Source organism: uncultured Sphingomonas sp., from assembly GCF_964250165.1.
Lineage (GTDB): Bacteria > Pseudomonadota > Alphaproteobacteria > Sphingomonadales > Sphingomonadaceae > Sphingomonas.
The window spans coordinates 1-13,329 of sequence record NZ_CAXUEK010000032.1 but is presented as its reverse complement, the minus strand read 5'-3'; the positions used below and the strand labels follow the sequence as shown (position 1 = coordinate 13,329).

General features: G+C 67.9%; 13 protein-coding genes, 2 pseudogenes and 1 riboswitch. Of the genes and pseudogenes, 3 read left to right on the top strand and 12 right to left on the bottom strand.

Annotated elements, in window-relative coordinates:
- Positions 1 to 23: 23 nt before the first annotated feature.
- The 5 genes from ACFE64_RS08460 to ACFE64_RS08440 are packed head-to-tail and all read right to left on the bottom strand — an operon-like array spanning position 24 to position 5,577.
- Positions 24 to 1,094 (bottom strand): homocysteine S-methyltransferase family protein, encoded by a 1,071-nt coding sequence (locus ACFE64_RS08460; RefSeq protein ID WP_375392020.1) that lies wholly within the window; start codon positions 1,092 to 1,094, stop codon positions 24 to 26.
- 22 nt (positions 1,095 to 1,116) lie between these two features.
- On the bottom strand, positions 1,117 to 1,887 hold the full coding sequence (locus ACFE64_RS08455) for an ABC transporter ATP-binding protein (protein WP_375392019.1): 771 nt from the start codon (positions 1,885 to 1,887) through the stop codon (positions 1,117 to 1,119).
- The gene (locus tag ACFE64_RS08450; RefSeq protein ID WP_375392018.1) at positions 1,878 to 2,846 is read right to left on the bottom strand and encodes a FecCD family ABC transporter permease; all 969 of its coding nucleotides are present in this window, start codon (positions 2,844 to 2,846) and stop codon (positions 1,878 to 1,880) included. Before ACFE64_RS08450 ends, ACFE64_RS08455 begins: the two co-directional genes overlap by 10 nt.
- Positions 2,843 to 3,661 carry an ABC transporter substrate-binding protein gene (locus ACFE64_RS08445; RefSeq protein ID WP_375392017.1) on the bottom strand — a complete coding sequence of 273 codons (819 nt, stop codon included), beginning with the start codon at positions 3,659 to 3,661 and terminating at the stop codon, positions 2,843 to 2,845. Before ACFE64_RS08445 ends, ACFE64_RS08450 begins: the two co-directional genes overlap by 4 nt.
- Positions 3,661 to 5,577 (bottom strand): TonB-dependent receptor plug domain-containing protein, encoded by a 1,917-nt coding sequence (locus ACFE64_RS08440; RefSeq protein WP_375392016.1) that lies wholly within the window; start codon positions 5,575 to 5,577, stop codon positions 3,661 to 3,663. The genes ACFE64_RS08445 and ACFE64_RS08440 overlap by 1 nt, the downstream gene beginning before the upstream one ends.
- A gap of 131 nt (positions 5,578 to 5,708) precedes the next feature.
- Positions 5,709 to 5,876, bottom strand: a riboswitch (cobalamin riboswitch).
- A 259-nt stretch (positions 5,877 to 6,135) separates the two neighbouring features.
- On the opposite strand from ACFE64_RS08440, the pseudogene ACFE64_RS08435 reads away from it, so the two are divergent.
- Together ACFE64_RS08435 and ACFE64_RS08430 are read left to right on the top strand one after the other, a co-directional pair.
- Positions 6,136 to 6,366: pseudogene (locus ACFE64_RS08435) on the top strand (Arm DNA-binding domain-containing protein); the annotation flags it as partial.
- Entirely contained in the window at positions 6,276 to 7,385 is a 1,110-nt protein-coding gene (locus tag ACFE64_RS08430) for a tyrosine-type recombinase/integrase (RefSeq protein WP_375392040.1), read from the top strand. The pseudogene ACFE64_RS08435 and the gene ACFE64_RS08430, both read left to right, overlap by 91 nt.
- On the opposite strand, the gene ACFE64_RS08425 is transcribed toward ACFE64_RS08430, so the two are convergent.
- The 7 genes and pseudogenes from ACFE64_RS08425 to ACFE64_RS08395 all read right to left on the bottom strand — a co-directional run bounded on the left by ACFE64_RS08425 (position 7,360) and on the right by ACFE64_RS08395 (position 11,698).
- Positions 7,360 to 7,554: a helix-turn-helix domain-containing protein gene (locus tag ACFE64_RS08425; RefSeq protein ID WP_375392015.1), complete on the bottom strand. Its 195-nt coding sequence runs from the start codon at positions 7,552 to 7,554 to the stop codon at positions 7,360 to 7,362. The two genes, ACFE64_RS08430 and ACFE64_RS08425, sit on opposite strands and share 26 nt — an antisense overlap.
- Entirely contained in the window at positions 7,551 to 7,757 is a 207-nt protein-coding gene (locus ACFE64_RS08420; RefSeq protein WP_375392039.1) for a helix-turn-helix transcriptional regulator, read from the bottom strand. The genes ACFE64_RS08425 and ACFE64_RS08420 overlap by 4 nt, the downstream gene beginning before the upstream one ends.
- A gap of 293 nt (positions 7,758 to 8,050) precedes the next feature.
- Positions 8,051 to 8,805, bottom strand: a pseudogene (locus tag ACFE64_RS08415) (IS5 family transposase).
- Positions 8,806 to 8,868: 63 nt separating this feature from the next.
- Entirely contained in the window at positions 8,869 to 9,726 is an 858-nt protein-coding gene (locus ACFE64_RS08410) for a DNA adenine methylase (protein WP_375392014.1), read from the bottom strand.
- A complete protein-coding gene (locus ACFE64_RS08405; protein ID WP_375392013.1) occupies positions 9,723 to 10,997 on the bottom strand; it encodes a hypothetical protein in 1,275 nt (424 codons plus the stop codon). The genes ACFE64_RS08410 and ACFE64_RS08405 overlap by 4 nt, the downstream gene beginning before the upstream one ends.
- Positions 10,998 to 11,121: 124 nt before the next feature.
- On the bottom strand, positions 11,122 to 11,370 hold the full coding sequence (locus tag ACFE64_RS08400; RefSeq protein ID WP_375392012.1) for a conjugal transfer protein TraD: 249 nt from the start codon (positions 11,368 to 11,370) through the stop codon (positions 11,122 to 11,124).
- A 22-nt stretch (positions 11,371 to 11,392) separates the two neighbouring features.
- Positions 11,393 to 11,698 (bottom strand): conjugal transfer protein TraD, encoded by a 306-nt coding sequence (locus tag ACFE64_RS08395; protein ID WP_375392011.1) that lies wholly within the window; start codon positions 11,696 to 11,698, stop codon positions 11,393 to 11,395.
- A gap of 172 nt (positions 11,699 to 11,870) precedes the next feature.
- Here ACFE64_RS08395 and traA point away from each other — a divergent pair.
- On the top strand, positions 11,871 to 13,329 hold a 1,459-nt coding region (gene traA / locus ACFE64_RS08390), incomplete at its 3' end, for a Ti-type conjugative transfer relaxase TraA (protein WP_375392010.1).

The following is a 13,329-nucleotide window of genomic DNA, read 5'->3' as shown; positions in this document are numbered from 1 at the left end:
CCTTCAGGGAGAGGGGAAGGTGGTCACGCCGCCATGGTGAAGGGCTCCAGCCCGGCCAGCCGCGTGCGCACCGGCGGGGTGGGCAGCGCGCGCGGCGGCAGGCCCTTCACCGCCGCGGCGATCGCGCGGATGTGCGCCGGCGTCGAGCCGCAGCAGCCGCCGAGCACGTTGACGAGGCCGTCCTGCGCCCATTCGCCGACCAGCCCCGCGGTCGTCGCCGGCGCCTCGTCATATTCGCCGAGCTCGTTGGGCAGGCCGGCATTGGGGTAGACCATGATGAGCGTATCGGCGAGCGCGGCGAGCGTGCGGACGTGCGGGCGCAGCTGCTCCGCGCCGAACGAGCAGTTGAGCCCGATCGTCACCGGGCGCGCATGGCGGACGGCATGCCAGAACGCCTCCACCGTGTGGCCGGACAGGTTGCGGCCGGACAGGTCGGTCAACGTCATCGACAGCATGATCGGCACGTCGCGGCCGAGCGCGTCCGCCGCCTCGCCCGCCGCCATCACGCCGGCCTTGGCGTTGAGCGTGTCGAAGATCGTCTCGATCAGGATGAAGTCCGCGCCGCCCGCGATCAGCGCATCCGCCTGCTCGCGATAGACCGCCTTCAGCTGGTCGAAATCGATCTCGCGATAGCCGGGATCGTTGACGTCGGGCGACAGCGACAGCGTCTTGTTGGTCGGGCCGATCGCGCCGGCGACGAAGCGGCGGCGGCCGTCTCGGTCGGCGAACTCGTCGGCGACGCGGCGCGCCAGCGCCGCGCTCTCGTGGTTGATCTCGCGCACCAGATGTTCGGCCGCGTAATCGGCCTGGCTGATGCGGTTGGCGGAGAAGGTGTTGGTCTCCGCGATGTCCACGCCGGCCTCGAAATAGGCGCGATGGATCGCCTCGGGCACGTCCGGCCGGGTCAGCGCCAGGATGTCGTTGTTGCCCTTCTGGTCGCGGGCGAGGCCGAGCGCGCCGGCATAATCGGCTTCGGTCAGCCGCCGGTTCTGGATCTCGGTGCCGAACGCGCCGTCGATCAGCAGGATGCGGTCGCGCGCCGCCGCCAGCAGCGCCGCGCGCGCGCCGGTCGGAGCTGAGGTGGTGGACGCCATGCCCCCTCATATAAAGATTTCTTTATATCGGCAAGGCGCGGCCGATCGGGAAGATCAGCGGTCGCCCCGCTGCGTCCGTCGCGAGTCCGACTTCGACGCCATAGGCGGCGGCGAGATGAGCCGGGGTCAGGACGGCTTGGGCCGGTCCCGCCGCCAGCACGCGGCCGTCGCGCAGCAGCACCACGTCATCGGCGACCCGTGCGGCCTGGGTCAGGTCGTGCAGCACCAGCACGACCCCCGCTCCCGCGGCGGCGGCGGCGCGGAACAGCGCCAGCGTGTCGAGCTGGTGCAGCGGATCGAGGCTGGCGAGCGGCTCGTCGGCGAGGATCCAGCGCGGTTCCCCCGCCAGCACCCGCGCGAGCAGCACGCGCGCGCGCTCCCCGCCGGACAGTTCGCGGACCCGGCGGTGGGCGAGCGCCGCCGTCCCCGTCGCGGCGAGCGCCACCGCGACCGCGCGCGTGTCGGCCTTCGCGCCGGCGCGGTGGGGCAGGCGGCCGAGCGCCACCAGATCGCGCGCCGCCATGTTCCAGTGCACTGCCGCGTCCTGCGGCAGATAGCCGATCGCCTGCGCGCGCCCGCGCGCCGATACGCCGGCAAGGTCGACCCCGTCGAGCGTCACGCGGCCACCGCTCGGCCGGAGCAGCCCGGTGGCGGCGCGCAGCAGCGTCGTCTTGCCCGCGCCGTTCGCGCCCAGCGCGACGGTGACGCGCCCCGGCGCCAGCGCGGCCGACACCTCGGTCAGCACCGCGCGTCCACCGAGCGTCACCGACAGCGCCTCGGCGCTCAGCCCCATGCCCGCCCCCGCTCGCCAAGCAGCAGCCACAGGAAGAAGGGCGCGCCGATCACCGCCATCGCCACCCCCAGCCGCACCTCGCCCGCGCCCGGCGCGAGCCGGCACAGGCTGTCGGCGGCGAGCACCAGCGCCGCGCCGCCGAGCGCGCTCGGGACCAGCAGCGCCGACGGGCGCGCGCCCGCGAGCGGCCGCAGCAGGTGCGGCACGACCAGCCCGACGAAGCCGACCACGCCGGTGACCGCGACTCCCGCGCCGACCGCCAGCCCCGCGCCGGCGATCACCAGTGTCTGCAGCCGCACCAGGCTGACGCCGAGCGATCGCGCCGCATCGCTTCCCAGCGTCAGCGCGTCGAGCGCCGGCCCGGTGGCGAGCAGCAGCGCCCCGCCCGCCAGCATGAACGGCGCGGCGTGGAGGAGGTCGTCCGGCCCACGATCGGTCAGCGCGCCCATCAGCCAGTCGATCGCCTCCGCGACCACATAGGGGTTCGGGGCAACCGAGATCAGGAAGGCGGTAAGCGCGGCGGCGAGGCTCGCCAGCACCGTGCCCGCGAGCACGAACGCGGCGGGGGTTGCCGCGCGCCAGGTCAGCGCCGCCAGCAGCGCGGTCGCGCCGGTGGCGGCCGCCATCGCCGCGGCGAACACGCCCCATTGGCCGGCGACGCCGCCGACGATCGCCGCCACCGCCCCCAGCGCCGCCGCCGCCGAGACGCCGAGCACGCCGGGATCGGCGAGCGGGTTGCGCAGCCAGCCCTGTAGGACCGCGCCGGCCAGCCCCAGCGTCGCCCCGAGCAGCACCGCGAGCGCAGCGCGCGGCAGCCGCAGCTCCAGCACGATCGCCCAGCGCGGATCAGCGGACCACCAGACGGCGGGAGGCACCCACGCCTTGCCCGCCGTCAGCGACAGCGCGAACAGCGCCACAACGAGCGCCGCCAGCGCGCCGTTCAGCCGCGCCGGGGTCATCGCGCCACCTGCTGCCGGATCGCGCGCAGCCGCGCCAGCGCCGCCGGGATCGTGGGGCCGCCGCAATTCACCAGCGCGCGCGGGAAGGGGGCCTGCGCGGTCCGCGCGCCGGTCGCGCGCAACACCCTGCGCCGGAGCGCCGCGGTGCGGCCGCCGCCGTCGGTCGTCAGGATGAGCGCCGGCGGGCGGGCGATGATCGTCTCGACCGGCAGCGTCCCGGTGCCCCGCAGGCCATAATCCGCGGCGGCATCGCGCAAGCCCGCCCGCGTCATCATCTCGTCGAGCAGCGTGCCGCGCCCGGTGGCGAGGTCGCCGGCGATGAACAGCAGCGCCGGCACGGGGCGGTCGGTCCCGGGCAGGGCCGCGGCCGCTTCGATCCGTTTCGCCAAGGCGTCGCCCCCCGCGCGCGCGTCGACCACCGCCGCGACCTGGCGGACCTGCGCCACGCTGCCCGCGATCGTCTGCGGGGCGTCGAGGTAGGTGACCCTCAGCCCCGCCAGCGCGAACGCGTCCCGGGTGGCGGGCGGCGTGAAGCTGCTGGCCAGCACCAGATCGGGGGCGAGCGCGATGACCTCTTCCGCCGTGCCCGCGGTCGCGCGGAAGCGGCGCGCGACGGCGAGCGGGATCGAGCTCGCGCCCGGCTTTTGCGAATACCAGCTGATCGCCGCGATCCGCCGCGGCGGCACCAGGGCGAGGAGCAGCTGGTCCGCGCAGGGATTGAGCGAGATGATGCCCCCGGTTGGGCCGCCGCCCCGCGCCCCGTGCCCGGTCGGCGCGCAGCCGGCGAGCAGGAGCAGCGGGAGCAGCGAGCGCATCAGTTCAGCCGCAGCTTGACGCCGCCATAGGCCGCGCGGCCCAGCGTGCCATAGTCCGCGACGACCTGATACCGCTCGTCTGTCACGTTATCGACGCGTCCGTAAAGCGTCAGCCGCCGCGTGATCGGCAGCTCGGCGCGCAGGCCGAACAGGGCATAGCCGTCGAGCCGGACCGTGTTCGCCGCGTCGTCGAAGCTGTCGCCGACCAGCTGCACCGTGCCGCCGAGCGACAGGCCGAACGGAAATCGATGGTCCGTCGAGACGTTCGCCGTGTCGCGCGGCCGCCGCGCCAGCTGCAGTCCCTCGGCACCGGCCGAACGGTTGCGGCTGTCGATGAAGCTGTAGTTCGCCTCGACGGTGAAGCCGGTGACAGGGCGCAGTGACAGGGCGAGCTCCACGCCTTGCGCCGTGGTCCGGTCGAGATTGGCGTAGGTGCCATCGGGCCGCCGGTAGCAGATGGTGGTCGGGTCGGTGACCTGCGTCGTCGGGCATGACTGGAAGTCGATCTGATCTCGCGTGCGGCGGTGGAAATAGGTCGCCGACAGCCGCGCCGCGCCGCCGGGCAGCGCCTGCGCGACCCCGAGATCGTAGCTGCGCGCCACCTCCGGCCGCAGCGAGCGCGTGCCGTAGTCGCTGAACAGCTCGAACAGCGTCGGCGCCTTGAACGCTTCGCCATAGCTCGCGCGCAGCGTCGTTCCCGTCGCGAGCGCCAGCGCGGCGTCGGCCGCGAAGCTGGTGTGGCTGCCGAACTGGTCGTGATCGTCATGGCGCACGCCGCCGGTCAGAGTCAGCGCGCGCACCGGCTGGAGGATGAGTTCGCCATAGGCGCTGGTGATGCCGGTGCGCGCGCGCAGCGAGCCGTCGAAATACCGCTGGTTCTCGCGCTCGGCGCCCAGGACCACGCGCACCGTATCGATGGGGCGGAAATCCCCCGCATAGCTGTAGCGCTCGGTGCGGCCGCGATAGCGGTAGAGCGGATCAGCCCCGGCGGCGGCGTAATTGTCGCGATTGATGTCGGCGATCGTGAACGCGACGCGGTTGCGCGCGCGCCCGTCCGCCATGTTCGCGTGCAGGCCCGCATCGCCATATGCCTCCTGGGCGGTGGAATATTCCGCGTCGTCCCCGAAAGCGTAGGTGGGCGGCGCATAGCCGTCGAGAGCGACGCGGCTGTGGGCGTAATAGCCGGCCAGGTCGATGCCGATCCCGGGCGTGAACGCATAGCCCAGCCGCCCGGTCGCGCCGATCTGGCGGTAGCCGTCGGGCTCCGTGCCGCGCGCGTAGGCCGACACGCCGTCGGTGCGCAGATAGCCCGTCGTGAGCGCGCCGGTCAGCGCGCCCGTCCCGCCCGATACGCCGGCGCTGGCAAAGGCGGTGCCGTCGCTGCCGCCCTCCGCCTGCGCGCGCAGCTGCAGCGCATCGGTCGGGCGCTGTGTCACGATGTTGACGACGCCGCCGATCGCGGCGCTGCCCCAGGGCACCGAATCGGGGCCGCGCAGCACCTCGACCCGGTCGACCGAGGCGGCGAGCAGGTTGGCGAAATCGAACCCGCCGCCCGGCGACGACGGGTCGTTGACGCGCACGCCGTCGATCACGACCAGCGTCTGCTCGGCCTCCGCGCCGCGGATGCGCACGCTGGTCAGGCCACCGATGCCGCCGTTGCGGCTCACCGTGACGCCGGGCGTGGTCGCCAGCAGGTCGGATAACACCACCGTCTGGCGGCGCTCGATCAGGTCGCGGTCGAGCACGGTCACCGCCTGCCCGACGGTGTCGGCGTCCTGCACCACGCCGCTGGCGGTGACGACGACGTCGCCTCGCCCGGGGCCGTCGGGCGTTGGGTCGCCGGCGGATGGCGGGATCTGCGCATGTGCGGCGATGGCCGCGCCCAGCGCAGCCGATAGCGACAGGAAAGTCTTCAACCCAACAGCCCCCTCGACGCCGCAACCGGACCCCTGGCGGGGCCGGCGGCGGCGCGGTTCTGTCGTTCGCTCGAGGGTTTCGGCCTCGTCCGCCCGGTGCACCCCGCCCGCGCAGTGGATCGACGTGCGGCCGGCAGGTCTCCTGGCTCTCGGGTCATCACGCCGTCCCGCCTTCCCAGGGCTGAAGCCCCAGTGGCGAGGATCGGACGGCGCTCGCCGATCACAGTTGCGGGGGCAGCGCCGGCCGAAGCGCTCGCGCGCCCTTCCGGCTTCCCTTTTCATCCCGTCGCCGGGAACCGTTCGCCCGCGCGCCCTATCGGCGCGGCCTGCCGGCGGCAAGGGAGAGCGGCATCGCGATGGCAATGTCGGCAACCGACGGCGAAGGCTTGGTGACCCCTACGAGTGTAGAACTTTAATCCCAGGCAAGTCCAGGGCGTATCTAACTACACTGTAAAACAAGCCTTTTAGTTTGTAAGCTGTTCGCCGTCGATCGCCCTGATTTGTCTGAAATCGCATCGAATTGTGGGAACGATCGTGGGAGCAATTTCCCGACCCATTATGTGGGAACGGTCATGTCCCCCCAAGCAGGGAATCGAACCGATGGCACTGACCGTCTTGAGAGTGAAGAATGCCAAGCCGGGCCGGCATGTAGACGGCCGGGGCTTGTGCCTCGTCGTGAAGGAGAGCGGCGCGCGGACCTGGGTGTTGCGGATGCAGCGGCACGGTCGGCGGCGCGACTATGGCTTGGGGTCCGCGCAGGAGGTGACCTTGGCGGAGGCGCGCGAAGCGGCGACGGCGCTGCGGCGGCAGGTCCATGCCGGTGCGGACCCGGTTGCCGACCGGCGCAGAGCGCGGAAGGTCGCGCCGAGCTTCGAGCAGGCGGCGCGCGACTGCTACGAGGCGTTGAAGGAGGGCTGGAAAACCGGCGGCACGCCAACTGGATTTCCAGCTTCGAGAACCACGTCTTTCCGGCGATCGGCGGGAAGCCGGTGGACGCCGTGGACAGCGCGGCCGTCGTCGAGGTGCTGTCGCCGATCTGGCTGGAGATACCGGACACGGCGCGGCGCATCCTGCAACGCATCGGCGCGGTGCTGGACTTCGCACACATCAAGGGCTGGCGAGCCGAGGAAACATCGCTGCGCTCCGTTCGCAAAGGACTTCCCCGCCAAGTGGACAAGGCGGGGCATCTGGAGGCCATGCCCTTCGCCGACGTGCCGGCGTTGATGGCGAAGCTGGCAGCGGCGTCGCCGACCACCGGACGCGACGCGCTCCGCTTCACGATCTACAACGCCGTGCGCTCCAACGAGACCCGCTTCGCGGCCTGGACGGAGTTCGATCTGGACAAGACGGTCTGGACCATTCCGGGCGACCGCATGAAGGCTGGTGAAACCCATGTCGTGCCGCTGTCGCTGCCAGCCGTTGTGCTGCTCCGCAAACGGTGGCTGGAACGGGCCAGCGACACCGGCCTTGTGTTCTCCGCCGATGGCGAGAAGCCGATCAGCGACATGACGATGACCAAATTGCTACGTGACGACGGGATCAAGGGCGTGACCGTTCACGGCTTCCGTTCCGCCTTCACCGATTGGGCGGCTGAGCGGACCCGCTTTCCTAAGGAAGTCACGGACAAGGCGCTGGCGCACAAGCTGCCCAACAAGGTGGAGGCGGCTTACCGGCGCACCGACTTCTTCGACAAGCGCCGCAGCCTCATGGCGCGATGGGCAGACTATCTGGACAAGACGCCCGCGAAAGCGGGCAAGGACACCGGCCCCACGGCGTCCGAGCCTATGCCGCTCCGCGCTGCCGCCTGACGAGATCGTGGAGGCTCGCGATCGGGACGCGGGTGGACTTGCCGAGCTTCACTGTCTCGACTTCGCCGGCCGCGATCAGCTCGTAGAGCTTGGTGCGGCCGATCCCGATCATGCGGGCCGCGTCGTTGACGCGGACGCAGATCGGCTCGGCGGGAGCTGGCGCGCTCATCGCGTCACGGTGAGTTCGCGATAGCCTTCCGGATCGGCGATCCAGCGGTTGACGGCCGACTCGTACCAGCCTGCGCCGTTCGTGCTGATCGGCACTTGGCGCGGGAACGTGCCCTCGCCGATCTTGCGGTAGAGCGTGGTGCGGGACAGGCCGGTGCGGTCGAGCACGGTCCTGAGGCGGATGATTCGTTCGACATTGGACACGGGACGGGTTTCCATTTGCTGGGGTTGAACGGGGCTCCCCAGCACAAGAGTTGGCCTTTCGCGCTAATGCCTCAAGTACGTTTTCGAGGACTCTCGGCGCCAGCGAACGCACGGCGGTAAATACTTGCGCACGGCGGAGGATTGCGGCGGACCGCATTGCACGCTGGAGGACTTCAGCGTAGAACGGCCTAAGGAAACACCTTTTTCTCAGCGCGTCCCATCGGCTGCTCCAGATGAGTGAACTTGATCTTCGTTCCGGTGACCAGACCGAAGCTAGGGTCAGGACTCGTTGATCAGAGCCAGAAGATGACGGTGGCGGCGAGGGTGACGGCGGCTAAGAAGACGGTGGGGCAGCGATGGTAGCGGGTGGCGCCGGCCGCCATTCCTTTAGGCGCGCGACATGATCTCGATGCGGCTGCGGCGCCGGTAGCGGCGCTTGTCGTATCTGACCGGCTCGTTGCGCGATCGCCGGCCTGGGATGCAGGGCTGGATGCCCTTTGTGTGCAGAGCGTCCCTGAACCAGTCCGCGTCGTAGCCGCGGTCGCCAAGCGGCCACTGCGCCTTCGGCAGGTCGTCCAGCAGCGCTGCCGCGCCGGTGTAGTCGCTGACCTGTCCGGCGGTCATGAAGAAGCTCAACGGGCGGCCGTGCGCGTCGGCGACGGCGTGGAGCTCGGTGTTCATGCCGCCTTTGGTGCGCCCGATCAGGCGACCGAGATCCCCCTTTTTACCCGCAGGCTCGACGCCGTGCGGTGCGCCTTCAGGTAGGTCGCGTCGATCATGACCGTCTTCGGCTCCGCGCCCGCTGCGGCGAGCCCTTCCATCATCCGCGTGAACGCCCCCGCCGCGCCCCAGCGCTTCCATCGGTTGTAGAGCGTCTTGTGCGGGCCGTAGTCGCTGGGCGCATCACGCCAGCGAGCCCGTTGCGGTTGACGAACACAATACCACTCAGCACCCGACGATCATCAACGCGTGGCTTGCCGTGGCTCTTTGGAAAGAACGGTTGCAGGCGCTCCATCTGCTCGTCGGTCAGCCAAAACAGGTCGCTCATCCGGGTCTCCTCCAGGAGCCTGAATCAGATCGCGACGCTCACATCAATGGGTCCTGACCCTAGTCAATGCGCAGTCGCGATTCCTTCGACTGGAAGGTAAAGCCCCTTTGAGACTACAAGGAGTTCCGAGCCTCGACGTTTGGTCTGCACGGAATAGCCAATATCGAGTTCGAGGCTGGAGTAATCCGCGTATAGCGCGCGGATTGGTTCGACGTTATCGTAGGTCATGAACCAAGGGTTTTCTAGAGTCGCCAGCCGCCCCGCGATGCGTTCATGGTCCGGCGCTCGATAAGCATTCTTGTATAGCTGCGACCCTTTCTCATAATACGGAGGATCAATATACATAACGGTTGTGGCGGGAACGGAATTTCCGATCCTGTTCATAAATAACTCGGCGTCCTCATTATAGGCTGATATTCTATTTTTATATTGCGCAACCCTCCGAATGCGCGCGATCAGGTCCGGTTTGTTGAAGCGGCAGTCGAGTTTCCATTCGCCTTGCTGAGACTTCCCACCAATCACTCCCCCGCTGTGAATAATGCCCGATCGGTTTGTTCGATTTAGGAAAAATGTAGAGAAACCAAGTTCTACAACTTCGGCCTCTCCCTTGCGGAACTGCACCGATCTCTGGCGCTCCCATTCATCGATCGTCACATCAATCTTTTTGATCCGCCCAACCAATTCATCTGTATGATTGAGAACTGACTGCCAGAAAGCCCATACTGAGCGATCAATGTCGTTCAAGTGTATTTGCGAGACATGTCCGCTATACAGCAGGCTCAGTGCCAAGCCGCATCCGCCAGAATAAGGCTCGGCGTAGCTGCGTTGTTGAAGCTCGTTGATGCCAAGGAAATATGTCGTCAGATCATATAGACACGCTTTACCGCCCGGATAGCGCAATGGTGACGCTAGACGGCTCATGGATTGGTCTGCTTTAAAGCTACGCACTCTTTAACAAGGGCGACAAACACGTTCTCTAAAACCTGAAAATGGTTGTTGAGGTTACGCGCATCCACGGCGGTAAAGGTTGCGCTATGCTTCTGAGCGTTGCCGTGCTGAGAGATGTACTCCAAGCTCAGCTTGCAATCCTTTCCTTGGTCCTTTCTTATCCCCAAAGAGCCCAGCTTGCCATTGACATAGCCGACGAACTCGGTGGTGTCGGTCCGACCGTGGAGGGCTGTCAGCGTCTCAACAAACACCCATGCGCCCGTTGTCAGTAGTGCCGGATGCTCATCTAATCGTATAGACGTGAGCGAATTATACAGGCTGGACAGCTTGAACGATTCGAGCTTGTTCAAGGCATCAATTAGGGCTGCCGATTTGGCGATGAAGCGGACCTCCGGCGTGACAATCTTCGCGCGCGTTGGTTTCGGGGGCTTTCGCTGTCCCGCCCCGCCAGTGCCGGCAGCGCTCGCGCCTACTGGCGTCGCTGGGCCTGTGGGAATACCGAAGGCAGCTTCAAGTTCGGAGGCATAGCCCACCCAATCGGCTGTCACCGACCGGGAGTGTAGCTTCCTGCTCTGTATGCCGTCGAGGAAATTGGACAGAACCCTAGCGAACCGCTCCGCATCGCCCGTGATCTCGATCTTGTCGCTAGTGGCGGCTGATGCGAGCCCCATCGCCTTTCGCACCGCCGGATTCGCGAGATAGCGGGTGGCGGTCGAAACCTGCACATCCCTGCGCATGTCGCTGCTAATGATGCCCTGCTGCTCGGCATAATCCAGCAGCGCCACCGCCAGCGCGTCTGTGCTCTTGTTGGTGGTTGCTCGCGCCTTCTGTTCCGGCTTCCAACGCCTCCGCCCAATGCCATCCTGCTCGCCATCGTGAAGGACCTGGAGCCAAGGCTGCGCCGTAGCATAATCGGCGAACTCGGCGATGTTGATGTGCGAAACGTCCTGCGACTTGGCGGCGAGCGCCTTATAACGTGCGCGCGCCGACTCCGGCGCCTTCTCGGGGTCGGTAAGCAACTGCGCCGCGCAGACGCGGCGATTGCCTTCTGCTATGATTAGATTGCCGTCGTCATCGGGGAAAACGGCCGCCACTTCCAGTGGATTGATTCCGTTCTGGCTCATGTGGCGCGCGAGGTTGTAGACCTCCTCGTCCGCCAGGAGATACTCGATGACCTGTTCTTGATTCTCCTTGCTGACGTGTCGCGGATTGTCGCGATTGAGCAGCAGATCAAGAACGGCCACGGGCCGAAAGGTCGGTTGCATCTAATCCCCCTCGGCCGAACAGTTATAGGGGCCTCTTCCGCATCGCAAGCAGCGCCTTTGCAAAGGCTTGTTGCCGGTAGCGTGGCGGCCAAGCGTTCTGCCCTCATATCGTGTGGGATGCCGGCGTTGCGGGCCGCTCCGCCTCGAATGCGCGCTTGCCACGCCGCTTCCACAAAGCCAGCGCATGATCGCGATCATCGCCTCGCAGAGTGTCTGCGATGGTGAGGAGCACGCCGAACAGGGTAGCGCGATCGTCACCGGTGAGATCGACCAGGCCGGCCTTGACGACCAGCCCGCCCAGCTCGATCAGATGCCGCGTCCGCTCGCGACGCTTGACCGCCCACTCGCGCATGTCGGTTCGCGCCCGCCGTGCCTCAGCCCGATGCCGTGCCGCCGTCGAGCGGGCGAGCCCCTTCCGAGTCGCGTGCAGATCGCGGCGCAGACTTGCGTGCCAGGCCTCGAAAGAAGGTCGCGCCGTTTGTCCGCCAACCCTCCTTTGTCGCAGCGTCCTTCATCGCGACGGCATCGAGCAGCGCCCCCGCCATCAGTTCGGCGTCGAGCGCGTCGGCGCCAGTCGCCATCACCAGCTCACCGAGCTGGCGCACGCGACGATTCTTGAGCGCCTTGGCTTTATCGGCCAGCGCCTTCAGCTCCGACTCGAAATCTCTTGGTTTTCGCATCGCAAGTCTCCGTTTAGAGATAATGTGACGATGATAAGACCATGGCGGCGGTGATGCAGTAGAGTCGCCGGGACGAGATGGCACCGTTCGGTCCCTCGCAGGATTTTATCATGTGAGGGCGCGCTTATACGTCGTGCCGACGTGCGCTCGAGGTAGTAGATGGCCGGTCGCCATGGCGATCTACCATCTCAGCGTGAAGGTCATCGGTCGTGCCAGCGGGCGCAGCGCCGTCGCGGCAGCGGCCTATCGTTCGGCCGATCGGCTGCACGACGAGCGGCTGGACCGCGACCATGACTTCACCAACAAGTCGGGCGTCGTGCATCGCGAGGTGCTGTTGCCGGAGGGCGCGCCGGAGCAGTGGCGCGACCGCGAGCGGCTGTGGAACGATGTTGAGGCATTCGAGAAGCGCAAGGACGCGCAGCTATCGCGCGAGGTGGAGTTCGCCATCCCGCGCGAGATGACGCAGGCGCAGGGTATCGCGCTGGCTCGCGACTTCGCTCAGGCCGAGTTCGTCGATCGCGGCATGATCGCCGACCTCAATGTGCATTGGGATGTGGGTGCGGATGGGCTGGCGAAGCCGCACGCGCACGTCATGCTCACCATGCGCGAGGTGAGCGAGGACGGGTTCGGCGCAAAGGTCCGCGACTGGAACAGAACCGAGCTCGTCGAACAGTGGCGCGAGCGGTGGGCGGATCACGTCAACGAACGGCTCGCCGAGCTGGATATAGACGCCCGGATCGATCATCGTTCGCTGGAAGCCCAGGGTATCGGGCTCGAACCGCAGGACAAGATCGGCCCGGCCGCGCAGCGCATGGGAGCGCGCGGCCTCGAAGCCGAGCGCATCGACGATCACCGCGAGATCGCGCGCAGCAACGGCGACCGCATCATCGCCGAACCGCGCGTCGCGCTCGACGCGATCACCCACGGCCAGGCGACGTTCACCCGCCGCGACCTCGCCATGTTCGTTCACCGGCACAGCGACGGCAAGGAGCAGTTCGACCACGCGATGAACGCGGTGCAGGCGTCGCCCGAGCTGATCGCGCTTGGCAACGACGGGCGCGGCGAGGACCGCTTCACCAGCCGCGCGATGATCGAGGCCGAGCAGCGGTTGGAGCGCGCCAGCGCGTTGATGGCCGAGCGCGAGCAGCATCTGGTGGACGCGCGCGATCGAGACGCCGCCTTGGCCCGCGCGGAGGAGCGCGGGCTTGTGCTGTCGGGCGAGCAGCGCGCGGCAATCGAGCATGTGACGGGCGGACGCGGGCTCGGCGTGGTCGTCGGCTATGCCGGCACCGGCAAGAGCGCGATGCTCGGGGTCGCGCGGGAGGCGTGGGAGAGCGCCGGGTTCGAAGTGCGCGGGCTCGCCTTGTCGGGCATCGCCGCCGAGAACTTGGAAGGCGGTTCCGGCGTCGCGTCGCGCACGATCGCCAGCCTTGAGCGCCAATGGAGCCAAGGCCGCGAGCTGCCGACTGCGCGCGATGTGTTCGTGATCGACGAAGCCGGCATGGTCGGAACGCGCCAGATGGAGCGCGTGCTGTCCCGCGCGGCCGAGGCAGGCGCGAAGGTCGTGCTGGTTGGCGATCCGCAGCAGTTGCAGGCGATCGAGGCGGGCGCGGCGTTCCGGGCCATTCACG

Coding starts and splice junctions, on each gene's coding strand:
- ACFE64_RS08460 (WP_375392020.1), bottom strand. CDS start 1,094: ATGGCGTCCACCACCTCAGCTCCGACCGGCGCGCGCGCGGCGCTGCTG.
- ACFE64_RS08455 (WP_375392019.1), bottom strand. CDS start 1,887: ATGGGGCTGAGCGCCGAGGCGCTGTCGGTGACGCTCGGTGGACGCGCG.
- ACFE64_RS08450 (WP_375392018.1), bottom strand. CDS start 2,846: ATGACCCCGGCGCGGCTGAACGGCGCGCTGGCGGCGCTCGTTGTGGCG.
- ACFE64_RS08445 (WP_375392017.1), bottom strand. CDS start 3,661: ATGCGCTCGCTGCTCCCGCTGCTCCTGCTCGCCGGCTGCGCGCCGACC.
- ACFE64_RS08425 (WP_375392015.1), bottom strand. CDS start 7,554: ATGAGCGCGCCAGCTCCCGCCGAGCCGATCTGCGTCCGCGTCAACGAC.
- ACFE64_RS08410 (WP_375392014.1), bottom strand. CDS start 9,726: ATGAGCCGTCTAGCGTCACCATTGCGCTATCCGGGCGGTAAAGCGTGT.
- ACFE64_RS08400 (WP_375392012.1), bottom strand. CDS start 11,370: ATGCGCGAGTGGGCGGTCAAGCGTCGCGAGCGGACGCGGCATCTGATC.
- ACFE64_RS08395 (WP_375392011.1), bottom strand. CDS start 11,698: ATGCGAAAACCAAGAGATTTCGAGTCGGAGCTGAAGGCGCTGGCCGAT.